The organism is Victivallis lenta, assembly GCF_009695545.1.
In the GTDB taxonomy this organism is placed as follows: Bacteria; Verrucomicrobiota; Lentisphaeria; order Victivallales; family Victivallaceae; genus Victivallis; species Victivallis lenta.
In genome coordinates, this window is record NZ_VUNS01000036.1 from 17,356 (window position 1) to 42,314 (window position 24,959).

Here is a 24,959-nt window from a genome sequence, read left to right on the forward strand (position 1 = left end):
ACGGTTTCAAAATCATCCTCCGCAACCGGACGGATCGCGCCCATGCCGAGGCAGAGCTGTCCTAACCTGACCTGTTTCGTTTTCGGCGGGAAATTCCGGCGATACCGCAAGCGGGCCGAAAGCGGCAATGAGCGGCGGTGAGCCGTCTTTGCGGACGCTGGAGCCTTTCACATAGAAAATCCCCCCGTTCCGGTCTCTCTTTCAGAACGCCGAATGCATGTTTTTCTCGACTTCGGCGATGGCATCAAGCAATTTTTTCATCGGTTCCGCCTGCGCTTCCGGGACATACTCGAAGAAGCCGGAGAGCTTTTCACACGGATATTCCGCGCACTCCGAACAGACCTTCACCTGCTTTCCCCCGACGCACTTGCGGATTTCACACGAATGCTCGCAGTGATGGCATTTGCGCCCGCCTTCGGTCATACAGCCGTCGCAGGGAATCAATTCGGCCCTGATGTCATCGCAATGATACCGTTTGCGCCAGTCGGCCGCAACGAGTTCAAGTTTTTCAGGGCTGTTTTCCTGTGTGGCGCGATAGGCGTCGCAACGGGAACAGACCAAGCCGCAGGGAGCAATATTGATTTGCATTTGATTCAATCCTTCCTTGAACAGATTTCCATTTGAATTTCATTGACATTTGCGGGGCGTTCCGTGAAATTCGCATACGCTCCGGCGACGGGTATTCCGTTCTCGCGCATGATCCGGCGTATTCATCGGCCGAATAGAGCCGCGGCGGACATCCTTCTTCAAAAAACGGATGAGGCGAAGTGCTTCCATACGGAAAATCCTGCTGTCCGCAGAGCAGAATCCGTTCCAGCTTATCCCGCTCGAATTTTGACAGCGTAAGTCCTTTTCTCCGCCATCCCGGAGTTGACTGGGGAAATGGGTATCGGCAAAGTCGCCGTTCATCAGATCCATCAGGTGCTTGCCGCCGGGCTTCAGGGAACGGGAGATGACTTTAAAATTTTATTATTTTCAGCCTATGGTTCGTTTTACTGCGACGAGTGGAGAAGCACTTTATGCGAGAGGGAAAAAATCATGCCTTTCAGATTCATCAACAAAATACAGCTCTCTTATGCCAGGCAGTCTACAGCAGGCAAAAAAAATGGCGGAGAGAGAGGGACTCTCGTAAATCTACATCATAACTATTGAAATTACAATAGTTTAACTGTGATTTATCGGTCGTGTTTTGAGGGAACACTTTGTGTACCAGTTTTTTGTTTTTGAGGTTAAAATTGCTTTTACGATAGCACCGTGACAAGGAAAATGCAAGTTCTCCCTCCTCCTGCGGGAGAACTCTGTTAAGTCCCTCTTGCATTCCGGTCTTAGCGGTGCCGATTGTTTCTACTATTTCCAAAGTATTTTTCGCCGAAGACAGGGTAGCCCTTTTATAATTCCGTTGCAGAGATACCCTCCCGGATAGTTCCGGATGGTCAAGAAATACCATTCGAGACAAGTCGGGGAAAGCCGCCTCGCATGACAATGAGACGGCTTGGAGTTCATCGTATCAGGAGAAATCTACTCTCAATACCATTTCCCGTCTCTCATACGATTGTCACGCCGCCTCTCTTCATCTCTTTTTTGTATTTTCCTTAACTCGTCATTAGTCTCCTGCATTTTCTTCTTAAGCTCCTGTTCAATTTTCTCTTGTTCCCGCATAGCTTCACGGGCTTCTTCCAATTGCTTTTTTGATTGTCTGGTTTTGGCATCATCACAGCCGGTAAAGACAAAGGCGGTCAGAAGGCTTGCGACGGTAAGAATCATTGCCTTTTTCATGTTTGGCATCTCCATAAATTTTCGTTGTTTCTGATTCAAATAAGAGCGTTCTTGAGGCGAATCAAACGCAGTCCATGCGTTTGATCGCCGCTGCTTTGCAGGGCGATTCAACAACGAAAATGGAAAGATGGAGAACGGATATGAGGACAGTAAAGCAGGACAATTGCGGTGATTGTCCACAAGTTATTTTTGTTTTTCATGCTCCTGCCTCCTTCAGGTAGTCTTTCGACTTATTGCCGGAGACAGGTAACTGGTACCATAAAAAGGTGGCCCAGTCACATCATATCGTGGTACCGCTAAGAACCCGTGTAAGAATGCAAAAGGGCCACCAGCACAAAGCAGGTGCTTCCCTTCAGCGACACTCTTACACTGTGAAATTAGCGGTTTCCGATATGAGTCTGCCGAAAGTCAAAAAATTATCTACGATTGTTAATCAAGCTCAGGTTATCATAACCCCAAAATTCCTTATTTTATCTTGAAATTTGCCGTAAAATCTTATTCCATCAACATAACACCATTAAAGGCGTTTTTCAAGCATCGATTACCGATAAAATTCCGATACCTTACCGATATTCGGTAGCAAATCTGCTTATCATGGTTTTAGCTGTTTTTACGCTCAATTAAGGGAGTTTTATCTGTTTATAGGTGGTTTATTCATACTTTTTAACTCTTGACCGTAATTCGGAAAAGGTGCGGAAAACATCAGGGAAAAAGGTGCGGGTTTTCTTTCTGCTTTTGGCCCCGAAAAAGGTGCGAAAAATCATTTGTCTTATAGTGGGGCGTGTCGGAGACGGCAGGGCTTGCCCGTGTGTCTTTCTCCCCACTGACCTGTAACTATAGAGTAATATTATCTACCCTACCTGATAAGGGTATTCCCAACTATACCAACCAAAAAGAGAGAAGAGAAAAAAGCGAAAGGGGCAAAACTCACTGCTCCACTTTCCGGGGACGGCCTCCCTTCCGGTTGGAACGCTGAATCAACCCGGCCTCTTCCAATGCCTTGAGGTCTGACCGGAGGGTCGTTTCCGAAAGACGGTATTTCTTCCGCTTCATCATTGCCAACAGTTCAGTCAAAGAATGATTTTCCGGTTCAAGGCGCAACAGGACCTCTCTCCTGCGTCTCAATTCCTTCTCCTTGTCCGACATCACATTCAGCTTTCCCGCTGCCGGGGGGCGTAATACACGTAATTCCAAGCGTTCCGCCGTTTCCTTGTCGATATTCCAGAATTTTGCCAATACCTGATTGCTGAAAAGGAAGGGGCATTTGTCCTCATCGTGATAAGCTCGCTCAACAACCTTCCTGACCGGAATGTCATTGACTTCGCCCTTTGTCGGATAGGGAGGGCGGCAGAAACGGGCCAGCTTCTCCAAATGCTTAACCGCCTCTGCTTCCTCTGTTCCTGCGTAAAGATGAAACAGGGCCATCGTCCGCAAAGAGTGATAACGCTTCCCCTTTTTTATCAGGCGTTCCCGGAACAGCTTCTCCACATCGGCAAGACGGTATTTCATGCTGGCCTTTACCCCATTGGCACGGGCCGGAGTGGAAAAGGGTGCGGCGGCACGTTTGAAAATCGTCACGGCTGGAGAATCAGGCGAAGGCGTTGCGTCTTTCACCTGTAGAAAGTTCATCATCTGCTCAAGGGTGTAAATCCTTTCCGGGGTCACGTCATCCAATCGGGAGGGCCAGTAACAAACTCTTGTCCCGGTAGAGGTGTGAATCGAGCTTGGAATCCGCAGAATCCGCGCTCCATCGGTCGCAAGGTGGTCTCCGGGCAGAAGCGGCAAACCGGCATTTCCCCGAATGGAATCTACAAGGGCGCGGTTACAGGCTTTGTAGTTCGTCAATATCCAATGCTTTTCGTAGTGGAATTTTACCGGTTCCAGCAACCAGAAGAGATAAATACCTCTGCCGCTCCGGGCGTAAACGCTGACCGGTGGAATCGTTCCCTGTTCCTCCAATATCATTGCCAGCAAAAGAGCTTGTTCCCATGTCAGGCGCTTTTCTCCGGGTATCTTTTCGTCAAGGTCATCCGGCAGGAGTTCCGGGCAATATTTGCCAAGCAGGAACTCATTCTCACAACCGAAACGGCCAACATCAATATCGACATAACAGGCATTCAGCCAGCGAATATTCTTTTCTTGTCTTGCCGGGCGCGGCAAAAAGGTAGCGGTACACGCGCGGCCTAAAGTCCGGTAATAGGAATTGACGGTAAAATACACGTTGTTCGTCAATGCCTGTGGAACATGGTCATAAAGCCTTTCCAGCACTTCATCCGTCTTTTCCTGTGCGATTGCTCCAACTTCTATCATCCGGTTCATTCCTTTGCGGAGCAGACAGAAATAACCATTCCGCCGATGGAACATGCGGAAAAAATCACCGTCAACCCTGATTGACTGTTCCTGCAAGTGCTTCCGAATCTGCTTGAAACGTGCTTCCAGTTCCGCATAAGGCTGAACCTTAAAGGGCACTCCCTCCTGTTCCTCCAAAGACTCCCGGAAATAATCCTCCGGGGTCTGGTAGGGTCTTAAGCGTAGAAAATTACTGTTCATGCCAACCTCCATCCGAAGCCGAATCCTGTGGCTCATAGCCGCAGGATCGGCGCGACTTCCTGCTCACCGTTTCGGCAGTTGTTCCACCTGTCCGGCTATGATTTCATCCTCAAGGGGCATCTTCCCCAATATCTCAAACATATCGATTTTATAATCGAGCTTCATGATATTTTCCAATCGAATCTCGGGGTTATATTCCTTTCCGTATCGGGCGAAGGTCATGGACTTTATCGAATGCCCGACCAATTCGGCAATCATGCTTTCCTGCACTCCCTGCTGTTTCAGGTTATCGGTGAAATTATGCCGGAAACTGTGAAATACCTTCTTGCTGTCCTGCGTCACATAACGCTTGTTGAAGTTCCGGTAGGATTTCGAGAAGTCATGCGCGTAACCGTGCCCCTCTTTGTATTTCAGCATCGGCCAGAGGCGGGGAACTTCCTTTGTCCTGCTCCGCTTCTCTTTCCGGCGCTCCAAGACGTAATTCAGGAATCCCAATTGCAACAGCACCGGATGAACCGGAACAATCCGCTTGCTGCTTTCGGTTTTCACGCTGGCTGTTTCGTCTCCCTCATCGGTTATCTCGAAACTGGGAATCCCCCCGACCGTGAAAATATTATCGACCTGTAGCTGACAAATTTCATTCATCCGTGCCCCGGAGTAAAGAGCAATCAGGGGAATCCAGAGCTTATAGGAGCGCCAGTTACGCAAACGGTCTTCCCGCAGGTTTTCAAATATTTTCTGCAACTCTTTTTGAGAGTACGGCAAGCGCTCCGTATTGGCTTTATGGCGTAAATCCAATTGCAGGTCCTCGGCCGGATTACGATGGACATATTCATGCTTGAAGCACCAGATGAAGAAGCCCCGGATTTGCGCCATCTGTAAATTGACCGTCTTCCGTGCCAGCGTCTTCCCTTTGTGCTTCGCCAGCAACTCCATGAGTGGAAGTCCCTGATACTTCGGATTCGTATTCCGGCCCGGAGGCAGTTTCAAAACCACATTGTCCCGGTAGTCCAGAAGGTTTTGATGTTTGACGGCTTTCACGTCCGTTTCCGCATCGAAGTATTCCATGAGGGTATCAAGCGCCGCCTTTGCAAGGCTTTGCATGGATATTCCCCAAGAGGCGTTCTTTTCGGCAAGGTAACGCTTGACCAACTCCCCAAGCGTCAGGACGGTTTCCGCTTCCCGGATTTCTGCGGCGCTACGATAATTGCCGGACATGATTTCATCATATAAGGTCTGGCTGTATTCCGTAGGGAAACGCTTCCCGGCTATCCGGTCATACTGCACTCGCGCAAGGAAAATCTGCATCAGGGTCCATTCCTGCGCCATGAGGTTGATATCGCTGCCTGTGTGAGGAACATCCCGGAGTGTTGCTTCCGCACATTGCTTGCCGCTGGGATTGCCGGAATTGAGTTCCTGTTCATAATGCGCCATGATATTCAAAGCTCCGGCTAACCCCTGCTTGCGTGTTTTGGGGCATATCGGCCCATAGTCGGCCAGTTGCCGGGCATAGTCTTCGATATATCCGGTTGCATACTCTTCGATAAGAATACGGCGTATTTCGTTCAAGGTCATGGTGCGCACTGCTCCTGTTTTCACAAGAGAATTTAACCTGTCGGTCAGTAATTTACAAGCACTTATGGCAATTTTCTGGTCAGAAGTCCGAAGGGATATTTTTATCTCTGCGGGAGATAAGGCGCTGTAGCCGTTTTGAGGAAGACGACAACGGAAGTAATATTTTCCATTGCGGGATACAAGGTGATTGACCGGGATATTCATTTTCCGCTCCCTGTGGCCCACTTTGTGTACCACTCGGGAACAACCGGTCAAATCCGTTTGAAATTTCAGAACTGTTCAAAATGAACAGGTTATAACGTAAATGGCGGAGAGAGTTACTTTCGACCCCCCTGTGTCTGAAACCCCGTTTTAACCTCACAAAACTCAGAATTTGGCGAGTGAAATGAGTTTAAAAAACGCTTCACTCGGCAGGATTCTGACTCAGAATGGTTCTCCACCCGTTGACAGTAATATATCCCCCTTTTATTCATATTTCAAACTGAAATCCAGAAATCGCGGCAATATCCTCAAAACCGATGACCGTCCCGTCCTCCATGACCAGCGTCTTCTCCGGAACGGAAATATGCCGCACCCGCCCCGTGACGGTAACATACGCACCGCCAGATTTCCGGTCATCGGGAACGAAATATTCGATGGTCGCCTCCGGGCGATCCGGCAGATTGGCGATGAGCGCGGCAAGACGGCGGTTCAATTCTTCGGCCTCCTGCGCGTCCAGTTCGCGCCTTTCGGCGGTCAGCCGGGCGGTTTCCCCTACCGCCGCTTCGTAGCCCGTCAGCGCGGCAAACGGCGCGAACTGTGCGGCCCTGTCGAGCATCGGCATCTGCGGATGGTTCTGCGAGACGTGGTGCGGCAAGTGGATGATGTCGGCATAAGGACTGTTCATTTCCGATGTCCTCCTATCTGTTCGTTCCGCACCTTGCCTGTCGCGCCTTTCTCCAGATTCATGCCCTTGAGGATGGCATTCGCTCCCATACGTTTTTTGATGTTGAGAACTGCCTGCTGAAGACGCTTCTCCTTGTCCAGCTCCGCCTGTTCCGCCGCTTTCTTTTTTTTCAGCGCCTCGTAATCCGCGAAAAGATCGGGCTGCTCCTCCGGGGCAGCCGGGATGTCCTTCTCGTTAAGGACGTGCGCCGCCACAACGGTGATGCGCCGAACCAGCAGATTCGGATCGACGCGGCGGTCGAACAGTTTCATCATGGCATCCGTAATAATTCTGCCGGATGAGGTGAAGCGATCAAGGTTAACCGAGCCGTGTGCCTCCTTGGGAATCTCTCTGCCGTAATGGTCGATTCGAACCGGCCCGGCATATCTCATGCGGCGGTCCGAATCGGTCAGATTGGAGGCGTCATATCCCACGGTCAGGACCAGCTGATCGGTCACGAGATGTTTTTCCACGAGATCGAGCACCAGCTGGTCGGTCATCTCGCGAGCGACCAGTTTCCCTTTGTCAAATTCATACGGCTCCTGCAGAACCTGACCGGAACTGATGCTGTTGTTCTCCGGTTTGTATGCCTTGATCTCCGCGATAGTGACCGGCTCCCAGCCCCAGGCATGGTCGATCAGCAGTTCCGCATTGATGCCGAACATTCGGTAAAGCAAATCCTCATTTCGGACCGACATCCGGGCAACATCACCCATCGTGTACATCCCGGCGGCTTCCAGTTTGCTGGCATATCCTTTGCCGACTCTCCAAAAGTCTGTAAGCGGTCGGTGTGACCACATCTTTTCCCGGTAGGACTGCTCGTCCAGTTCGGCGATTCGGACGCCGTCCTTGTCTGCGGGAATGTGTTTCGCCACGATATCCATTGCGATTTTGGCGAGATACAGATTCGTGCCGATTCCCGCCGTGGCGGTGATTCCGGTATTGGCGAGCACCTCCCGGATCAGCTTCATCGTGAAATCATGGGCGGAGAGTTTGTAAAGTTTCAGATAAGAGGTCGCGTCGATGAACACCTCGTCGATGGAATAGACGTGGATGTCGTCCGGCGAGACGTATTTCAGGTAAATGCCGTAGATCTGCGAGCTGACCTCGATGTAACGGGCCATGCGCGGCACGGCGACGATGTAGTCCAGTTCCAGGGACGGGTTCGCCGCCAGTTCCGGGGCGCTCACGGACTTGCCGCTGAATCGGTGTCCCGGCGCGATGCGCTGCCGCTGGGCGTTGACCTGCCGGACCTTCTGCACCACTTCGAACAGGCGCGGCCGTCCGGGGATGCCGCAGGCTTTCAGCGCCGGGGAAACCGCGAGACAGATCGTCTTGTCCGTCCGGGACTGGTCGGCAACCACAAGATTGGTCGTGAGCGGATCGAGCTTCCGGTCGGCACACTCCGCCGAGGCGTAAAAGGACTTCAGGTCAATGGCTATGTAGACGCGCGCTGTCATTGGTTTAGCACCTTGGCCAATGGGCACATAGTGAAATCAATATCTTCGCCGGAACGGTATTTTTCAAGCAGAGACCTTGAGCGAACCGCCAATTTACGGCGCACCTCCCGCCGCTCGCCCTTGATTCTGGCAATGGACATATTGTCATACGCCGTTGTCTGATGACGCATCCATGCGATTACCGCAGCCTCCGCACGTTGTTGAGTGGGAATGACCGTCAAAACGGCTCAAACCCGCATGAATACAGGGTTTTTGACCTGTCAATCTGCCTTGTGATACTGGATTGATACTATTCGTGTCAACCCGGTACACAAGAGAATGATTGCAAAGGGCAAGCAAGCCGCCCTGCTGAACGACAAATTCAGCAGGGCGGCTTTGCTTGTCCTATTTTTCTTTTCTCCAAGGAACATAGTAGTCAAACCGTTTGCTGTCGTCACAGGTACACGGCCAGTTGATTTTCCATTCAAAGTATTCCTCCCTGGTAATTTCCCCGGCGTGAAGTTCCTGCTGACGCAAGAGCCATTCCCGCATGAACTCATCTACCAGCCCATAGTTGAAGTATATGCCCACGGGAGGTTGAGCGGGCCAGTCGTCCGTGTCATTGTAGCGGACGGCGGTATCATCGGAGGCCCCCGTCTTGCCGGGATTGCGGACAAGCTGAAACAAGCGGATGGAGCCGGGGCTGTCCTCGTCCAGCCAGAAGAATGTCCGCATGAAGTCCTCGGCGCAGCCAGGACGGAGCGTGTAGAAGTTCTGGAAGTCTACCCGAAGCGCCTGGGCAATCTTGTCCAGCAGTTCCCTTTTCGGAACACGGTAATTCGTTTCGTACTGGGCAATACGGTTGTCCGCTCCCTTTTCCTCAAAACCGACAGCCAGCCCCAATTCCTTTTGCGTCATGCCTCGAAAAGTTCGGATTTTCTTGATTTTTTCTCCTACTGTCATATGTTCCACCGCCTTTGAACATAGTATAGCGCAAATAAGCGAAATACGCAAGAGAAAAATTAACAAAATTGCGAAATTTCCTCTTGACATTAACAACCATGCGAATGTATAATAAGGACGTTGGCATTAACAATTTTGCGAATAAGAAGCGAGGAGGTGAAAACATGAGCAAGGAACTGTTTGTACGGGCCGAGGAAGTGGCCGGGGTGCTGGGTATCTCCAAACCCTACGCCTACAAGCTGGTGCGGGAGATGAACGAGGAACTGAAGCAGAAGGGTTTCCTCACCATCCCCGGACGGGTGAGCAGGAATTACTTTGAGGAAAAGTTCTATGGACTGCGGGAAAATCAGTAAGGAGGGAACAAAATGCCAGCATACAAAGACAAGGCCAAAGGCACATGGTATGCGTCCTTTTACTTTGAGAACTGGACAGGGAAAAAGGAAAAGAAGATGAAACGGGGTTTCAAGACCAAGCGGGAGGCGCTGGAGTGGGAACGGACGTTCCTGCAACAGCAGACCGCTGACCTGGATATGACCTTTGAGAGTTTCGTGGCGCTCTACGCTACGGACATGAAAGGCCGTATCAAGGAGAACACCTGGGGGACGAAAGAGCATATCCTCTACAAGAAGCTGGTGCCATACTTCGGCAAGCGGAAAATGAGCGAGATTAGTTCTAAAGAGGTCATGGCGTGGCAAAGCGAAATGCTCAACTACCGGGACAAGAACGGCAAGCCCTACTCCCCCGTTTACTTGAAAACGCTGCACAATCAGTTGAGCGCCGTTTTCAATCATGCGGTGAAGCACTACAAGCTGAAAGCCAACCCCGCCGCCCAGGTGGGCAACATGGGCAAGGCCAAGGGCCGGGAAATGCTGTTCTGGACGAAAGCGGAGTATCTGAAATTTGCTGACGCTATGATGGACAAGCCCCTCTCCTACTATACCTTTGAAATGCTCTACTGGTGCGGTATCCGGGAGGGGGAATTGCTGGCCCTCACCCCTGGGGACTTCGACTTTGAGAAGCAGACGGTTTCCATCTCAAAATCCTATCAGCGTATCAAGGGCCAGGATGTAGTCACCGACCCCAAGACCGCCAAGAGCAACAGGGTCATTCAAATGCCCGCTTTCCTCTGTGAAGAAATGGAGGACTACATCAAGAGCCTGTATGCCGCAAAGCCGACAGACCGCATTTTCCCCGTGACGAAATCCTACCTTCACCGGGAGATGGACAGGGGAGCGAAAGAGGCGGGGGTCAAGCGGATCAGGATTCACGACCTCCGACACAGCCACATTTCCCTGCTGATTGACATGGGCTTCACCGCCCTGGCAATCGCTGACCGGGTGGGACATGAAAGTATCGACATCACCTACCGCTACGCTCACCTGTTTCCCACCCGGCAGGCGGAGATGGCGAACAAACTGGACATGGAGCGAAAGGGGGCTTAAATCATGTCTGCAAAGAACCTTGACAACCACAACCGATGGAGAAGCAAAACCATAGCGTTCCGGGTGTCCCCGGAGGAAAACGAACAGATTGAGATTGCCGTCCGCCTCTCCGGGCTGACCAAGCAGGACTACATCACCCGGCGGCTCTTAGACCGGGCCGTGGTGGTGCAGGGCAATCCCAGGGTCTACAAGGCCCTGCGTGACCAACTCGCCGCCGTCCTGGGGGAACTGCGGCGCATTGAGGCCGGGGGCGGCGTGGGGGATGAACTTCTCGCCACCATTGACCTTATCTCGATGACGCTGGGCGGCATGAAGGAGGATTGATAGATTGATGGATTCCAGAGAAACGAAAAGGACTGTCCCGGTTCCGTCTGTTGGCGCAGACGGGGAACAGCCCATTTCACAAACAACTATCAAAAGTATAGCAGAGGAAACGGCTGAAAACAACCCCCAAGAGGAAAGTTTGGAAGAAATGCTCCGAGATATGCGGCGCATGAGCGACTCGGCTTACCTCCACACGGTTTCTATGAACGACCTTTACCAGAACATCTACCAGAGCAGACCGCCCGTCATTGACGGTCTGCTCTACCCTGGGACATACCTCTTTGCGGGAGCGCCCAAGGTGGGCAAGTCGTTCCTGATGGCCCAGCTTGCCTACCATGTCAGCACCGGCCTCCCGCTGTGGGACTATCCCGTTCACAAGGGGACTGTCCTCTATCTGGCGCTGGAGGACGATCACCGCCGCTTGCAGGGGCGGCTATACCGAATGTTCGGCACAGAGGGCACCAACGACCTGCTCTTTGCGGTCTACGCCAAGCAGCTCGGCGTTGGCCTGGAGGAACAGCTAAAGAAGTTCGTCCGGGAACACCCGGACACCAAGCTGATTATCATTGACACCCTCCAGAAAATCCGAGAGGCTGGCGGGGATAAGTACAGCTACGCCAACGATTACGAGGTGGTGGGGAAACTGAAACGATTTGCCGATGATTGCGGCGTCTGCCTCCTGCTGGTACATCACACCCGGAAACAACAGGCCGATGATAAGTTCGATATGATCTCCGGCACCAACGGACTGGCGGGAGCAGCGGACGGAGCCTTTCTTCTTCAAAAGGAGAAGCGGACGGACGGCAACGCCGTTCTGGACGTGGCCGGGCGTGACCAGCAAGACCAGCGATTCTATCTTACCAAGGACAAGGAACGGCTGATATGGACGCTGGAGCGTACGGAAACGGAGGCATGGACAGAGCCGCCCGACCCGGTGCTGGAGGCCGTAGCCGCCCTTGTAACAGCGGAAAGCCCCTCTTGGGCAGGGACGGCCACAGAACTGGCGGCGGCGCTCCAGACTGACATGAAGCCCAATGCCCTGGCAATGCGGCTGAATGTCCGGGCCGGGAAGCTGCTGACAGACTACCACATCCGCTATGAGAACAGCAGGAGCCACGCCGGGAGAAGTATCAGCCTGACGCTGGAACCGCCCCAGGCGTGACGACCGTGACGGCTTTTTTGAGGGCGGGGGCGGTGTCTGAAACATCGTCACAGTCGTCACGGCTGTCACAGGGAGCGGCCCCAGACGTTTCCCACCCCCACCGCAACCCAGCGAAGCGGTTGCGGTGGGGAGAGGAGGGGCAAGGGAGCGGAGTGAGGGATGGACACAAGGCCGTCCCGAATGGAGCGGACTTTGACCCGACGAGGTGCAGGGTGCCCTTTTCTGCGAAGTATACCCTGCGGGTAAAAGGGCGGCCCTGCTGGGGGAGGCAACCGCACACCGAGCCGCAGCGAGGCGTTTCGGAGGCCAACCGCCGCTTGCGGCGGCTCTTAGGCCGGAGATGTTGCCGGGGACAAAGCCCCCACACCCCCTCGGAGAGCCCACGACACTTTGCAGCCCGAAGGGATGAAAGTGTCATAGTGGGTTATTACACTTCCCGCAGGAAGTGCCTCCCCTGAACTTCCGTCCTCGATCAACAACCCAACATCTGAAACAGGAGGATTTTTGCCTATGGCGAGAGGCGACGGTATTGACCGTATCAACGCAAGAAATATGAGGCTGACCGAAACCAAGATCGGCAACACCCAGCAGCACAATGAGCGTGAGAAAGATTCCTATGTCAACCAAGACATTGTATTAGAGCGGACGCCGCTCAATGTCCATTTCAAAACCCCGTCCGCTGGGTATCGGGAGATATTTGCTCAAATGGAGGCTGATGGCGTGATTTCCACCCGTGGTATCAAGGAGGACGCCTTTCGATACAGTGAGCTGGTCTTTGACGTAAACTCCGCTTACTTCTACAATCACGGCGGGTATGACTTCGCAAAACAATTTTACACCGAAGCCTATAAAGCCGCAATCAAAATCGTGGGTGGAGAGCAGTATATTTTGTCGGCGGTCATGCACGCCGACGAGCGCAACCGGGCCATGTCCGAGGCGCTGGGGGAGGACGTGTACCACTACCACCTCCATGTGGTCTATATCCCGGTGGTGGAGAAGGAGATACGCTGGACAAAGCGGTGTAAGGACAAGTCCCTGGTGGGAAAGGTCAAGGAAACGATCATGCAGGTGAGCATGAGTAAGAAGTGGGCGTCCAAGTCCATTCTGGACGAAGCTACCGGAGAACCGCTATGCACAGCTAAGGGCAAGCCCGTCCTACGAAAGTCGTACAGTGTCCTGCAAGACGATTTCTTTGAGCATATGCGCTCCGCTGGCTATGACAATGTAGAGCGCGGGGAGCGTGGCAGTTCCGAGGAACATCTGACTGTTATGCAGTTCAAGACGGAGCGTGAGCAGGAACGGCTTGCACAGCTTCAAGAGGCATCGGCGCTGGCCCAGGTTGAGGCCGACCAAAAGAATAAGGAGGCGGCAGCAGCCGAGAAGAAAGCGGCCCAGGCCAGGGCAAAGCTGGACGATGTAGCTCCCTTGCTCAAGGGCATGGAAAAGCTGGCGGCGGACTTCTCCGACGATTCAGAGCGGACGCTGCCGGAGGCGGGGCCGCTGGAATCGGCCAAGTCTTACCGAGAGAAGAAGGCCAAGCCCCTTTGGGAGAAAATCGTCAAAGTGCTGCGCTCCGTCTATCGGGCCTATTTCGACCTCAAAAGCAGGTTTGAGCGGTTGCAAAGCGCCTATGATCGGGAGGTCAGCAAGAACGGCTCTCTTTCCACCAGGATTTACGAGGTCTGCGCCGAGAGGGACGGCTTAAAAGGACAGGTCAGGGACTATGAGCGGGTCAGACGGGCCATTGGCCCAGAACAGGCGGACAAGATATTGGAGGCTGTTTACCAGCAGGAACAGGCTGAAAAGGAACGGAAACGGGCCGCAAGGCCCAAAATGAGAGTAGGCGCACGATAATCAAAAAAATGGAGGTAACATTATGGAAAAGTACATCTTCGACGAGAGCAACGGCCTGTGGTATGAGTTGCAGAGGAACTAACAATATCCGGGCGTGTGCGGCGGAAATCGTGGACACAGAAATTATTTGCGCATGAGGCCCCAAATCGAAGGGTGTCCCGGTGAATGCCCTCCTGATTTATTTGGGACAGCGGGTAAAAACTTCTTGCATTTTAGAGTGTACTATGCTATATTGCTGTCATCCTGATTTGAGGAGTCTATTCAACATGCGGCAAGGTATTCTTAAATAAAATTTGATAATGGGCACAAAAATAATTGCCCCTTGCAGGGGCTTGGTTTTTGTACCCAATTTAAGAATGCTTTTGCCTTTTTATCAAATATCGTGACGGATAACGGCTCATGTTAGCTGAATGCGTTTCCATGTATCCGAAGTCATGATCCCCAGTGGTAAAAGTATTTTACTGCTGGGGATTTTTATGCCCTTTGGGGCTGTAAAGGGAGGACAATCACATGAAAATAATCAATATTGGAATTCTTGCCCATGTAGACGCTGGAAAGACGACCTTGACGGAGAGCCTGCTATATGCCAGCGGAGCCATTTCAGAACCGGGGAGCGTCGAAAAAGGGACAACGAGGACGGACACCATGTTTTTGGAGCGGCAGCGTGGGATTACCATTCAAGCGGCAGTCACTTCCTTCCAGTGGCACAGATGTAAAGTTAACATTGTGGATACGCCCGGCCACATGGATTTTTTGGCGGAGGTGTACCGCTCTTTGGCTGTTTTAGATGGGGCCATCTTGGTGATCTCCGCTAAAGATGGCGTGCAGGCCCAGACCCGTATTCTGTTCCATGCCCTGCGGAAAATGAACATTCCCACCGTTATCTTTATCAACAAGATCGACCAGGCTGGCGTTGATTTGCAGAGCGTGGTTCAGTCTGTTCGGGATAAGCTCTCCGCCGATATTATCATCAAGCAGACGGTGTCGCTGTCCCCGGAAATAGTCCTGGAGGAAAATACCGACATAGAAGCATGGGATGCGGTCATCGAAAATAACGATGAATTATTGGAAAAGTATATCGCAGGAGAACCAATCAGCCGGGAAAAACTTGCGCGGGAGGAACAGCAGCGGGTTCAAGACGCCTCCCTGTTCCCAGTCTATCATGGCAGCGCCAAAAATGGCCTTGGCATTCAACCGTTGATGGATGCGGTGACAGGGCTGTTCCAACCGATTGGGGAACAGGGGGGCGCCGCCCTATGCGGCAGCGTTTTCAAGGTTGAGTACACCGATTGCGGCCAGCGGCGTGTCTATCTACGGTTATACAGCGGAACGCTGCGCCTGCGGGATACGGTGGCCCTGGCCGGGAGAGAAAAGCTGAAAATCACAGAGATGCGTATTCCATCCAAAGGGGAAATTGTTCGGACAGACACCGCTTATCAGGGTGAAATTGTTATCCTTCCCAGCGACAGCGTGAGGTTAAACGATGTATTAGGGGACCAAACCCGGCTCCCTCGTAAAAGGTGGCGCGAGGACCCCCTCCCCATGCTGCGGACGACGATTGCGCCGAAAACGGCAGCGCAAAGAGAACGGCTGCTGGACGCTCTTACGCAACTTGCGGATACTGACCCGCTTTTGCGTTGCGAAGTGGATTCCATCACCCATGAGATCATTCTTTCTTTTTTGGGCCGGGTGCAGTTGGAGGTTGTTTCCGCTTTGCTGTCGGAAAAATACAAGCTTGAAACAGTGGTAAAGGAACCCTCCGTCATTTATATGGAGCGGCCGCTCAAAGCAGCCAGCCACACCATCCATATCGAGGTGCCGCCCAACCCGTTTTGGGCATCCATAGGACTGTCTGTTACACCACTCTCGCTTGGCTCCGGTGTACAATACGAGAGCCGGGTTTCGCTGGGATACTTGAACCAGAGTTTTCAAAACGCTGTCAGGGATGGTATCCGTTACGGGCTGGAGCAGGGCTTGTTCGGCTGGAACGTAACGGACTGTAAGATTTGCTTTGAATACGGGCTTTATTACAGTCCGGTCAGCACGCCGGCGGACTTCCGCTCATTGGCCCCGATTGTATTGGAACAGGCATTGAAGGAATCGGGGACGCAGCTGCTGGAACCTTATCACTCCTTCATCCTCTATGCGCCCCAGGAATACCTTTCCAGGGCTTATCATGATGCACCGAAATACTGTGCCACCATCGAAACGGCCCAGGTAAAAAAGGATGAAGTTGTCTTTACTGGCGAGATTCCCGCCCGCTGTATACAGGCATACCGTACTGATCTGGCCTTTTACACCAACGGGCGGAGCGTATGCCTTACAGAGCTGAAAGGATATCAGGCCGCTGTCGGTCAGCCGGTCATCCAGCCCCGCCGTCCAAACAGCCGCCTGGACAAGGTGCGCCATATGTTTCAGAAGGTAATGTAAAGATACATAATCGTCAAGACGGCAACAATCAGAAGTTATGGAGGGTAACAATGGAATATAGTAAGGAAGATTTAATGGAAGCAAAAAAGCAAATTTGGGGAGTGGGAGAGAACATGGGAACAGAGGAAAGTAAAAAAATCTGGGAGGAGAACGCACAATTTTGGGATAATGCAATGGGTGACGAATCTAATGAATTTCACAGAGAGGTAGTGCGTCCCAAAGTAACGGAACTTCTATCTCCTAATCCTGCGGATTACATTTTGGATATTGCGTGTGGCAATGGAAATTATTCTTCGTATCTTGCACAAAGAGGCGCTTCGGTTGTCGCTTTTGATTACAGCAAAAAAATGATAGAATTGGCTAAAAGACGGCAATCACAATATGCAAAACAAATTGAATTTTGTGTGGCGGATGCGACCGATAGAAAAAGTATATTAGAATTAAAAAGAAATCGAGCCTTTACGAAAGCAGTTTCTAATATGGCAATTATGGATATTACGGATATTGAACCACTTCTTATGGCTGTTTATGAACTGTTGCAGGAAAGCGGAATTTTTGTCTTTGCAACGCAACACCCTTGTTTTGTCACGTTGACTGAAAAATATATGACACCGCACAGTTACTATGATATAGCGATTGAAGGGCAACCGAAAGAGCAGATTTATTATCATCGTTCCATACAAGATATTTTTAACCTTTGTTTTAGAGCTGGATTTGTCATTGATGGATTTTATGAAGAATGTTTCAAAACCAACAAAGAAATTCCTATGGTAATGATAGTAAGGCTTAAGAAGGTAAAACGTGATAACTTAAAATAAATTCAAGTTTGTCGGATAAATAGCAAACCCAGCCGAGCCAGCGGGCGGCGGCGCATACGCGCCGCCGCCCGCCTTTGCTGGTAGGCAATCAAGGGGCGACAGCAAGGAGTGCTGCCGCCCTGCACTATTATTCAGAGAGGGGGAATTTCCATGAACGACCAGAAAGCCTACCAAGAGTATATCCAGCGCAGATACAACGCCTTTTGCAAGGCTGTTATCCGCTATGCCTGGCAGCGTCCGTCCGTGCCGGAATTATGTAGAGCTCCACATAATTCTGTTGCATTTCCCTGCCTTTTATGATACTATTTTGATACTAAGAAAATTAACAGCCGAAAATAACAGGTAAAATATTAACAATTTTGCGAATATTTTGCTTGCGAAAACACACCAGATGTAACTTCATATACTTGAATTTGTCGAATGGGAATTCGTTCCGTTCTTGCGACTGTCCCGCTCCCGACCGGAACCGCCTGTTCGGTTACCGCATCGGCAAGACGCCGTGCGAAATCCTCATATCGCGGCGCAAAGGCAAGAAAGTCAATGACTGCCTGTCGGAATTCAATGACATAGGCTTCCTGTTCCGCTTCGCGCTTTTTACGGGCGGAATCCAATTTCTTCTGATACGCTGGATCGGCGCGTTCGGCTGTCAACTCCCGCCGAATGGATTCAATCCGTGCCGAATCGGTCCAAAGTCCGAGTGTTTCGAGCCTGTTTTTCCGCTTATGAACCAAAATCCAGCAAATACCGGTCTTTTTCAAACGGCGGGTCAACGCCGGATCTCCGGCCGGACAAAAACTCCAGCCCGTTGGCGGCGAGACCTCCCGTCCGTCAAGCAAAACGGTATTGGAGGTCTTTCCCCGCCATACCTGAGGATGAGTTGTTTTCGCTGGCTGTGTCATTCCTGCTCATCTCCGCCGTCTTCAAAATTTCCGAGGCAAAAGTCATAAAACGTCACCCTGGTATTTTCTCGGATTGTCTTGCTCAGACGGCGAAGTATCTTGGAAAATTCCTTTTGACTGCATTCATACTGAAGCAGAAAACAGGCCGCCGCCGTCCAGATCATATTATGAAGAAACGATTGCGACGGGGAGTCCGGATCGTTGGCCATGGCCGAAAATATTTTTATGAAAGCATCGTTGTTTACGTTGGCGATATATTCATTTTCCACAAGAGCTTCAATGATGTTTCGGACGAAGGAAATGAAAAAATTGTTGCAATACGCATCCTCCATTGTATCTTTTCGGAAGAGAGACTTCAGCGAAGGGAAGTCCGCCTGAAAATCGCATGATTCCATTCCCATCACGGAAACAATCACTTTGCCCCGCACAAAGTTTTTGACATCCTTTTGGGCCGGGATATTGTCGTGTTCGTCGACAAAAATGCAATCCGGATCGCCATCCCATCGCGGGCATTTCCGCTTGACGAGTTTCAGTAGCTCCGGATGTATGACAGCCGGCGGTTCGGCATCCTCATATTGAGGCGGCGGTTCTCCATGGGAGTTCAGTTCATAATCTGGACAATCATCGTCTTCATCTTCTATTATAAAAGGGGATGTGAATGGCAAAAAATTATGTAATGACGCTGTTTTGTCAGGACAATCTTCCATATTTACGCCCCATTGCGTTTGAATCCCCATAGAATTCAGGTACTCGAAAAACGGATTTCTCGCAGATGATTTTTCAGGACATTCATCTTTCAAATAAGCAATCGCCTGTGGTTTGCCATCGACAACTTTCACATCAACAGAAGCAATGGTATCAGTATCTTCCCGATACTCTCTCCATTTCAACTCAGCTGCATCAAAAACATACTGTGATGCACTATGACCACTTCCGAAGTTTTCTTCTGTAAACTTTTTTAAGAATTTCTTTACATCTGAATATGTCTTTTGCATTATGCAGGCGTTCCATGCAATCATGGTAAAGTTTGCAATAAACTTCCTCATAGCAGACACGACTTCTTTGTCGAGTTTTTCTTGATACTGAGCCTTGTCCCAAAGGCACTCGCAAATTTCAGCAAAATGCTGTTTCGTTTTTTCTGCGCTCATTGTACATTTTCCTTATTTAAAGAGTTCATCTTCTCACTCTGTTCTGCGGATGGCTGCGACTTCCCGTGTTCCCATTCAGAGACCTTTCTGGCAGTAACGCCGAAGATTTCTCCAAACTTCACCTGCGTGAGTTTCATCGCTTTACGCAGAGCGGCGATGTCTTCGGCACAAAGGGGCTTTTTAGGCTCGCTGACGGGCTTTGCTGGCAGTTCCGGGAAAGTGTCCCCCGGTCGGGCTTTCGCCCGTGGAGAGCCGTTTACAAGCGTTGCGGCAACATCACGGATCGCAGTCATTTGCCGGGGATAAAGTTCAATTTTTCGTTGCACAAGACCGGCGATTTCTTTACGGACCAGAATCTGCTGTTCTGCATCAAGTTTGCTTCCGGCAAAGGCGCAGTCGGCAAGCTCCTGCCGCCCGGTAACATGGATGTTCCAAGCAATCATTCCCATTTGCCAGACAATACTCCGTCCGGTAAGATCCGGACCTCTGGAGTCATCAATATATTCCGGCAAGACAGGTTCGCAAAGCTTTTCCAAAGCAATGGATAAGCGTTCCGTCAGCGACTGCTGATTATGGATCGCCTGCTGTTTTTTTGCCTTGAGCTTCGCTTTCCGTTTCTGTTCTTTTGTCGGCTTTGCCATATTACCTGTTCTCCTCTCCGATGCCCATCTTCTCAATCAGGCAGTTCAGGCTTTTGTCGTGCTGGGACTGGCTGATCGCACCGGTGGCAAGGAACGTGTCGAGCAGTTCCTTCTGGCGACGGAATAACTCCAGCTTCTTTTCGGCCGGAGACAAAGTGGCCCAATTATCAGATTTGCCAGCTTCCGTCATTTATACCTCCAGCACAAAGGATTCCAGCCGGTCGTAATCACTGCCGACGTTGACTCCCATGAAGCCGGGAACGACCTCTCCGATCACGCGCCGGTGGGTGTGGCCACAGATCAAATAGTTGTTGTAAAGCGGATCAAAAGGCAGATCGTGAACAAGGTCCTGCATGCCGGTATAAAAGCTGTAATGGCCCGGCTCGTGACCGTTCAGCCTGACGTGCGGAACGTGATGCGTGCAAAGCGCAGTCGGCATCCCCGGCTTCATACTGGTCCGGATCATATCAACGTAATAAGCGTTAAATTCCATGTAGCGGCTTTCAACGTCGATGATCCGCCAATCTTGCCAGCCATCCCACTGGTCGATTCGCTGATTATCCCGGATGCGCATGGAGCCGTCAAAGAACAGCGTTCCGCCGACGAAGTTCACGCCATCGAGGATCACGCTGCCACAAAGGTCCAGATAAAAGATATTTTTGTCGGCAACGGTCTGCGCCTTCAGTTTTTCCAAAGTGTCCTCAAACGTCCGGCCCCAGAACTCGTGATTGCCCAGCGTGACCACGATCGGCAGGTCGCCGGAGATCACGCTTCGCAACAAGGCCGAAAGCAGGCGCACCTGGGCCGGGCAAACGGTGTCCCCGGTAACGACAACGGCTCCAGGAGAAACCTCGGCCACACGCGCCGCTATGCCCGACAGAAACGGAGACAGCTTCTTCCGGTCGATCGCGTCAACGACCGCTTCGGAACGCAGGTGAAGATCGGAAAGGCAGAGGATATGCATAACACGCCCTTTTATAATAACGAGTTATCCGTCCACATTTCGCACTGGCTGATTACGGTTTCCAGAGCTTCTTCCTGACCTTCAGGCGGATATTTGTATTTTTTCAGCAGGCGTTTTACCATTGAACGCATTTTTGCTCTGGCGGTTTCTTTTTTCTGCCAGTCAACGGTTCGATTGCTTCGGAGCATTTCGGTCAGTTCTTTGGTGATCGCCACCAACTGGTCATTGTCGTAAAAGTCTTTGACTGCCTGCGGTTTGGTCAAGGCATCATAAAACGCGATCTCTTCGACGGATAAGCCAAGCTGATTACTGCTGGCGGCGGCAGCGGCGATTTCGGCTGCCATCTTTTTCAGTTCTTCGATCACTTCTTCGTTGGTCAGCATACCGTTGAGGTAAGCGTTCATCGCCCGCTGGAGCTTTTCAGAAAAGAGTTCCGATTTCACCACATTGGTACGACGATAGACCGAGACCTGTTCTGCGATCAGTTTTTTCAGAATTTCAATAGCAACATTCTTTTCCTTCATCTTGGAAATTTCTTCCAGGAACTTTGGATCAAAAAGCGAAAAACCTTCTTTTACATCGGCAAAAAGGTTGATAACGCCGTCGCTTTTGATACTCTGTTTCAGCAGTTCATTGATCCGTTCGTTGATCTCTTTCAATGAGAAATGCTTGGGATTGCCGGTAATACGGGTAAGCATGGTTCTGACGGCTTCAAAGAAAGCAGCTTCATAACGTTCGTTTTGCGGAACAATGCTGCGACAAAGCGACAACGCCTGACGAAGCAGCAGACCTTCTTTGATAAAGAGTTCTTTCTTTTTCGGTTCTTTCGGATCGGAAAGGAAGTTCACGCCGCCAATGATAAGTTGGGAACGCTGAAGGTCGGTTCCGTCCATAAAGTTGGCATAATCGAAACCGTGAAAGAGATCCCGGCAAACTTCCAGTTTCTCCTGAAATTTGGGCAGTACAGCCTTGCCAATATCGGTATCCCCGTAGTTGCTCTGGTCGCGTTTGGAATAGTCGTTCATCGCCTGTTTCAATGCGCTGGCAATGCCGACATAATCGACCACAAGACCGCCTTCTTTATTTTTGAACACACGATTAACACGGGCAATCGCCTGCATGAGATTGTGTCCGGACATGGGCTTATAAACGTACATCGTCGCCAATGACGGAACATCAAAGCCGGTGAGCCACATATCAACAACGATAGCGATTTTCAGCGGATCGTCGTTGTCTTTGAACTTACGGGCAAGTTCATCTTTGCGGGACTTGTTGCCGATGATACTGCGCCATTCTTCGGGATCGTCGTTGCCGGAAGTCATCACCACTGCAATTTTTTCATTCCAAGCGGGACGCATTTCGAGGAGTTTCCGGTAAATATCCATTGCAATCGGTCGGGAGTATGCCACGATCATGGCTTTGCCGGTCAATTCCTGCGCCCGGTAGTTTTCGTAGTGATCCACAATGTCATTGCAGAGAGCTTCTATGGTCTGGGGTGCTCCGAGGATGCTTTCCATTTGGCCCAGCTCTTTTTTGCTTTTTTCGATGGCGTGTTCTTCTGCGTTTTGTGCCAGAAGCTCATATTCAGAGTCGATCTTTTTCAAGATCTTTTCGTCAAGGTTCAAATGAATCACGCGGCTTTCGTAAAAGACAGGGCGTGTTGCGCCATCTTCCACAGCCTGAGTCATATCGTAAATGTCGATATAGTCACCGAAAACCTCGCGGGTGTTGCGGTCTTTTTGCGAGATCGGAGTTCCGGTAAAACCGATAAATGTGGCATTGGGGAGACTGTCGCGGATGATCCGGGCTGTACCGATATGAATTTTGCCGTCCTCGTTGATCTTTTCAAAACCATACTGTCCCCGGTGAGCTTCGTCCGCCATTACAACAATGTTGCGCCGCTGAGAAAGTGCGGAATCGGATTCCTCAAACTTCTGCATGGTGGTGAAAATAATGCCGTTTGCTTCCCGATTGGCAAGCAGCTCTTTCAGGTTCTCCCGGCTGGAAGCCTGCTGCGGAATCTGCCGGAGGAACTCCTGACACTTGGAAAACTGTCCGTAGAGCTGATCGTCAAGGTCATTGCGGTCGGTCAATACAACAATGGTGGGACTGTTGAGTTCCTGCTGGAGCAAGTGGGCATAAAAGACCATAGACAGGGATTTACCGCTGCCCTGTGTGTGCCAGAAAACGCCGCCGCGCCCGTCGGTCTGTGTGGCATTAACGGTGGAAACAACAGCTTTGCGGACAGCATAGAACTGGTGATAACCAGCGAGGATTTTCGCATCATTGCCATTGTCGCGGGAAAAGCAAATGAAGTTCCGCAAAATGTCAAAGAAACGCTGTTTTTCCAACATTCCTTCAAAAAGCACATTAAAGTCAGCAAAGGCTGTGCTTTCGGTTTCGCCGTCAACGGTTTTCCATTGCATAAAACGATCTTCGCCGGAGGTGATCGTTCCGACACGGGTTTCCGCCATATCGCTCATAACACAGAAAGCATTGTAAACAAAGAATGACGGAATTTCCAGCATATAGTTGCGGAGCTGCCGGTATGCTTCCGAGGCATCGGTTTCTTCTCTTGACGGAGATTTGAGTTCAATAACGACCAGCGGCAGACCATTGACAAAGATTACCACATCGGGGCGTTTTTCGGAGTGTTCCTGAAAGGTCCATTGATTGGCGACAATAAAACTGTTGCGGTCAATATGGGCATAGTCGATCAGGTGAACACGCTCATATTTCTGCTCGCCGTTATGAAAATAGGCTACCTCAATACCATTTTGCAGATAATCAGTAAAAATGATATTCCGCTGTTCCAGTTTGCCGTTTTCGATATTGCGGAGTTTGAACAAGGCTTCGTTGATCGCCGCCTGAGGAATACCAGGATTGACAGCGATAAGAGCCCCTTCCAAAACATCCGAATACAACGGATCGGTATAGTCCCGAACCACATCCGGCCCGTAAACATGGGTATATCCGAGCTGTTCAATCAGCTGGATCACCGCATTTTCATAATTTGCTTCTGTATATGCCATATTTTATGCTCTTTTCTTTAATGAAACTGGACCCTCATACAACGATTTATTTTTTTGACAATGGTCCAAAACAAAATCCAACCACGATTGATACCAGCGCCAATCTTTTCCCGCAATCATTACGCCAAATCCTTTTGCAGTATTTTTAGCATCTTCTTGCTTGACTAACATGGTATGTTCATGCATCCTAAATTTTCCATAACCTTTAGACTGCACATAACTTACTATCTGACCAGGTAAAAATTTAGGGCGTTCTGTTTCTTTTATGACAGCGTAGTGAGCATTTACTTTTTCTGCCAATTCAGAATCAGCTTTCACAAATTCAATTACTTGGTCAGCTTGTCCTTTTCTGTTTGCCGTTTTGGGAACAAAAAGAATGCGATAAGCATATTTGGGAGATCCATATTCTACATCAGACAGTAATTTATCAAAATTAAGAATATATGACTTTATATTTCCTGGCAAATCTTTTTTGTCAGACAGCATTTCTTTTTGTTCATCAGAAATAGATGAAAATTGCAAACTAAATGATAGATGACGCTGCATTGTGCTGTCATTAAATAATTTTCTTAAATATTCATCATAGTTCAAACAACAGGCTTGAAATTTAGCGGAGAGAATATCATCTATACGCGTTGTCATTTGGTGTTCTATTTCGTGTCTTATGCCAATGAGAAAACGTAAATTATTGGATGTATCTTTATCTAATGGCGAGGATTCATCGTTTAAACATCTTTCGAGTTCCCAGAATTTATATGCACCATTTTTTGTTCGATCAAATTTTCTTTTTCCATTGGCTTGAGTTTGAAAATAGCGATATTCAATGCCTGTGCTTCTATAAAATGCATGTAACAAATATGTCCAGGCTATTATCATAAGGACAATATAGGTTTCAGCTTTAAAAGAAATATTAGGGTTATTAAATATTTGAACGGCAGAAAGTGCAGCTTCTTTTGATTTTTGCAATAATTCTTGCTTTACTGAACCAACTCTACGAATTCTTCCCATAATTTTCTG

The 24,959-nt window shown here is 50.2% G+C and carries 22 protein-coding genes and 1 pseudogene; 8 read left to right on the forward strand and 15 right to left on the reverse strand.

Translation table 11 applies throughout. From position 1 onward, the window contains the following. Positions 1 to 201: 201 nt before the first annotated feature. The gene (locus FYJ85_RS20660) at positions 202 to 588 is read right to left on the reverse strand and encodes a DUF3795 domain-containing protein (protein WP_106052655.1); all 387 of its coding nucleotides are present in this window, start codon (positions 586 to 588) and stop codon (positions 202 to 204) included. Between the two features lie 294 nt (positions 589 to 882). Here FYJ85_RS20660 and FYJ85_RS20665 point away from each other — a divergent pair, with 294 nt between their 5' ends. Beyond that, positions 883 to 1,152, forward strand: coding sequence for a hypothetical protein (locus FYJ85_RS20665; protein ID WP_154420612.1), 270 nt, complete (start codon positions 883 to 885; stop codon positions 1,150 to 1,152). Positions 1,153 to 1,524: 372 nt separating this feature from the next. Here FYJ85_RS20665 and FYJ85_RS20670 read toward each other — a convergent pair whose 3' ends face one another. From FYJ85_RS20670 to FYJ85_RS20700, 7 genes and pseudogenes are all read right to left on the reverse strand, one after another. Then, positions 1,525 to 1,776 carry a hypothetical protein gene (locus FYJ85_RS20670; protein WP_154420613.1) on the reverse strand — a complete coding sequence of 84 codons (252 nt, stop codon included), beginning with the start codon at positions 1,774 to 1,776 and terminating at the stop codon, positions 1,525 to 1,527. Between the two features lie 927 nt (positions 1,777 to 2,703). Further along, positions 2,704 to 4,326, reverse strand: coding sequence for a hypothetical protein (locus tag FYJ85_RS20675; RefSeq protein WP_154420614.1), 1,623 nt, complete (start codon positions 4,324 to 4,326; stop codon positions 2,704 to 2,706). Between the two features lie 63 nt (positions 4,327 to 4,389). Then, positions 4,390 to 6,105 (reverse strand): site-specific integrase, encoded by a 1,716-nt coding sequence (locus tag FYJ85_RS20680; RefSeq protein ID WP_154420615.1) that lies wholly within the window; start codon positions 6,103 to 6,105, stop codon positions 4,390 to 4,392. Between the two features lie 265 nt (positions 6,106 to 6,370). Next, positions 6,371 to 6,787 (reverse strand): YolD-like family protein, encoded by a 417-nt coding sequence (locus FYJ85_RS20685; RefSeq protein ID WP_154420616.1) that lies wholly within the window; start codon positions 6,785 to 6,787, stop codon positions 6,371 to 6,373. After that, complete coding sequence (locus FYJ85_RS20690; protein WP_154420617.1) at positions 6,784 to 8,286, reverse strand: Y-family DNA polymerase; 1,503 nt, start codon at positions 8,284 to 8,286, stop codon at positions 6,784 to 6,786. Before FYJ85_RS20690 ends, FYJ85_RS20685 begins: the two co-directional genes overlap by 4 nt. Next, a pseudogene (locus FYJ85_RS24500) lies at positions 8,283 to 8,498 on the reverse strand (DUF2293 domain-containing protein); the annotation flags it as partial. The pseudogene FYJ85_RS24500 and the gene FYJ85_RS20690, both read right to left, overlap by 4 nt. 172 nt (positions 8,499 to 8,670) lie before the next feature. Beyond that, positions 8,671 to 9,228, reverse strand: a complete 558-nt coding sequence (locus FYJ85_RS20700; RefSeq protein ID WP_154420618.1) for a helix-turn-helix domain-containing protein — start codon at positions 9,226 to 9,228, stop codon at positions 8,671 to 8,673. A 164-nt stretch (positions 9,229 to 9,392) separates the two neighbouring features. Here FYJ85_RS20700 and FYJ85_RS20705 point away from each other — a divergent pair, with 164 nt between their 5' ends. From FYJ85_RS20705 to FYJ85_RS20735, 7 genes are all read left to right on the forward strand, one after another. Continuing rightward, on the forward strand, positions 9,393 to 9,581 hold the full coding sequence (locus tag FYJ85_RS20705; RefSeq protein ID WP_024724606.1) for a transcriptional regulator: 189 nt from the start codon (positions 9,393 to 9,395) through the stop codon (positions 9,579 to 9,581). A 12-nt stretch (positions 9,582 to 9,593) separates the two neighbouring features. After that, positions 9,594 to 10,670, forward strand: coding sequence for a site-specific integrase (locus FYJ85_RS20710; RefSeq protein ID WP_154420619.1), 1,077 nt, complete (start codon positions 9,594 to 9,596; stop codon positions 10,668 to 10,670). Positions 10,671 to 10,673: 3 nt separating this feature from the next. Beyond that, positions 10,674 to 10,994: a plasmid mobilization protein gene (locus FYJ85_RS20715; protein ID WP_024964702.1), complete on the forward strand. Its 321-nt coding sequence runs from the start codon at positions 10,674 to 10,676 to the stop codon at positions 10,992 to 10,994. Positions 10,995 to 11,001: 7 nt separating this feature from the next. Beyond that, the gene (locus FYJ85_RS20720; protein WP_025296206.1) at positions 11,002 to 12,156 is read left to right on the forward strand and encodes a helicase RepA family protein; all 1,155 of its coding nucleotides are present in this window, start codon (positions 11,002 to 11,004) and stop codon (positions 12,154 to 12,156) included. A gap of 510 nt (positions 12,157 to 12,666) precedes the next feature. Next, on the forward strand, positions 12,667 to 14,010 hold the full coding sequence (locus tag FYJ85_RS20725) for a plasmid recombination protein (RefSeq protein WP_024963477.1): 1,344 nt from the start codon (positions 12,667 to 12,669) through the stop codon (positions 14,008 to 14,010). 510 nt (positions 14,011 to 14,520) lie between these two features. Next, positions 14,521 to 16,440 carry a tetracycline resistance ribosomal protection protein Tet(W) gene (gene tet(W), locus FYJ85_RS20730; RefSeq protein ID WP_154420620.1) on the forward strand — a complete coding sequence of 640 codons (1,920 nt, stop codon included), beginning with the start codon at positions 14,521 to 14,523 and terminating at the stop codon, positions 16,438 to 16,440. Positions 16,441 to 16,490: 50 nt separating this feature from the next. After that, positions 16,491 to 17,258 (forward strand): class I SAM-dependent methyltransferase, encoded by a 768-nt coding sequence (locus tag FYJ85_RS20735; protein WP_154420621.1) that lies wholly within the window; start codon positions 16,491 to 16,493, stop codon positions 17,256 to 17,258. Positions 17,259 to 17,608: 350 nt separating this feature from the next. On the opposite strand, the gene FYJ85_RS20745 is transcribed toward FYJ85_RS20735, so the two are convergent. The 7 genes from FYJ85_RS20745 to FYJ85_RS20775 are packed head-to-tail and all read right to left on the reverse strand — an operon-like array spanning position 17,609 to position 24,950. Beyond that, the gene (locus FYJ85_RS20745; protein WP_154420623.1) at positions 17,609 to 18,157 is read right to left on the reverse strand and encodes a hypothetical protein; all 549 of its coding nucleotides are present in this window, start codon (positions 18,155 to 18,157) and stop codon (positions 17,609 to 17,611) included. Then, positions 18,154 to 19,305 (reverse strand): hypothetical protein, encoded by a 1,152-nt coding sequence (locus FYJ85_RS20750; RefSeq protein ID WP_154420624.1) that lies wholly within the window; start codon positions 19,303 to 19,305, stop codon positions 18,154 to 18,156. The genes FYJ85_RS20745 and FYJ85_RS20750 overlap by 4 nt, the downstream gene beginning before the upstream one ends. Next, on the reverse strand, positions 19,302 to 19,946 hold the full coding sequence (locus tag FYJ85_RS20755; RefSeq protein WP_154420625.1) for a helix-turn-helix domain-containing protein: 645 nt from the start codon (positions 19,944 to 19,946) through the stop codon (positions 19,302 to 19,304). The genes FYJ85_RS20750 and FYJ85_RS20755 overlap by 4 nt, the downstream gene beginning before the upstream one ends. Position 19,947: 1 nt before the next feature. Next, entirely contained in the window at positions 19,948 to 20,136 is a 189-nt protein-coding gene (locus FYJ85_RS20760) for a hypothetical protein (protein ID WP_154420626.1), read from the reverse strand. Next, on the reverse strand, positions 20,137 to 20,910 hold the full coding sequence (locus FYJ85_RS20765) for a metallophosphoesterase (protein ID WP_154420627.1): 774 nt from the start codon (positions 20,908 to 20,910) through the stop codon (positions 20,137 to 20,139). Positions 20,911 to 20,921: 11 nt separating this feature from the next. Continuing rightward, positions 20,922 to 23,942: a type I restriction endonuclease subunit R gene (locus tag FYJ85_RS20770; protein WP_154420628.1), complete on the reverse strand. Its 3,021-nt coding sequence runs from the start codon at positions 23,940 to 23,942 to the stop codon at positions 20,922 to 20,924. Positions 23,943 to 23,945: 3 nt separating this feature from the next. Continuing rightward, the gene (locus FYJ85_RS20775; protein WP_154420629.1) at positions 23,946 to 24,950 is read right to left on the reverse strand and encodes a DUF3644 domain-containing protein; all 1,005 of its coding nucleotides are present in this window, start codon (positions 24,948 to 24,950) and stop codon (positions 23,946 to 23,948) included. Positions 24,951 to 24,959: the final 9 nt, after the last annotated feature.

Excerpts from the sequence above, each read along its gene's own strand:
- FYJ85_RS20660 (WP_106052655.1), bottom strand. The coding sequence starts at position 588 with ATGCAAATCAATATTGCTCCCTGCGGCTTGGTCTGTTCCCGTTGCGAC.
- FYJ85_RS20665 (WP_154420612.1), top strand. The coding sequence starts at position 883 with ATGGGTATCGGCAAAGTCGCCGTTCATCAGATCCATCAGGTGCTTGCC.
- FYJ85_RS20670 (WP_154420613.1), bottom strand. The coding sequence starts at position 1,776 with ATGAAAAAGGCAATGATTCTTACCGTCGCAAGCCTTCTGACCGCCTTT.
- FYJ85_RS20675 (WP_154420614.1), bottom strand. The coding sequence starts at position 4,326 with ATGAACAGTAATTTTCTACGCTTAAGACCCTACCAGACCCCGGAGGAT.
- FYJ85_RS20680 (WP_154420615.1), bottom strand. The coding sequence starts at position 6,105 with ATGAATATCCCGGTCAATCACCTTGTATCCCGCAATGGAAAATATTAC.
- FYJ85_RS20685 (WP_154420616.1), bottom strand. The coding sequence starts at position 6,787 with ATGAACAGTCCTTATGCCGACATCATCCACTTGCCGCACCACGTCTCG.
- FYJ85_RS20690 (WP_154420617.1), bottom strand. The coding sequence starts at position 8,286 with ATGACAGCGCGCGTCTACATAGCCATTGACCTGAAGTCCTTTTACGCC.
- FYJ85_RS20700 (WP_154420618.1), bottom strand. The coding sequence starts at position 9,228 with ATGACAGTAGGAGAAAAAATCAAGAAAATCCGAACTTTTCGAGGCATG.
- FYJ85_RS20705 (WP_024724606.1), top strand. The coding sequence starts at position 9,393 with ATGAGCAAGGAACTGTTTGTACGGGCCGAGGAAGTGGCCGGGGTGCTG.
- FYJ85_RS20710 (WP_154420619.1), top strand. The coding sequence starts at position 9,594 with ATGCCAGCATACAAAGACAAGGCCAAAGGCACATGGTATGCGTCCTTT.
- FYJ85_RS20715 (WP_024964702.1), top strand. The coding sequence starts at position 10,674 with ATGTCTGCAAAGAACCTTGACAACCACAACCGATGGAGAAGCAAAACC.
- FYJ85_RS20720 (WP_025296206.1), top strand. The coding sequence starts at position 11,002 with ATGGATTCCAGAGAAACGAAAAGGACTGTCCCGGTTCCGTCTGTTGGC.
- FYJ85_RS20725 (WP_024963477.1), top strand. The coding sequence starts at position 12,667 with ATGGCGAGAGGCGACGGTATTGACCGTATCAACGCAAGAAATATGAGG.
- FYJ85_RS20735 (WP_154420621.1), top strand. The coding sequence starts at position 16,491 with ATGGAATATAGTAAGGAAGATTTAATGGAAGCAAAAAAGCAAATTTGG.
- FYJ85_RS20745 (WP_154420623.1), bottom strand. The coding sequence starts at position 18,157 with ATGACACAGCCAGCGAAAACAACTCATCCTCAGGTATGGCGGGGAAAG.
- FYJ85_RS20750 (WP_154420624.1), bottom strand. The coding sequence starts at position 19,305 with ATGAGCGCAGAAAAAACGAAACAGCATTTTGCTGAAATTTGCGAGTGC.
- FYJ85_RS20755 (WP_154420625.1), bottom strand. The coding sequence starts at position 19,946 with ATGGCAAAGCCGACAAAAGAACAGAAACGGAAAGCGAAGCTCAAGGCA.
- FYJ85_RS20760 (WP_154420626.1), bottom strand. The coding sequence starts at position 20,136 with ATGACGGAAGCTGGCAAATCTGATAATTGGGCCACTTTGTCTCCGGCC.
- FYJ85_RS20765 (WP_154420627.1), bottom strand. The coding sequence starts at position 20,910 with ATGCATATCCTCTGCCTTTCCGATCTTCACCTGCGTTCCGAAGCGGTC.
- FYJ85_RS20770 (WP_154420628.1), bottom strand. The coding sequence starts at position 23,942 with ATGGCATATACAGAAGCAAATTATGAAAATGCGGTGATCCAGCTGATT.
- FYJ85_RS20775 (WP_154420629.1), bottom strand. The coding sequence starts at position 24,950 with ATGGGAAGAATTCGTAGAGTTGGTTCAGTAAAGCAAGAATTATTGCAA.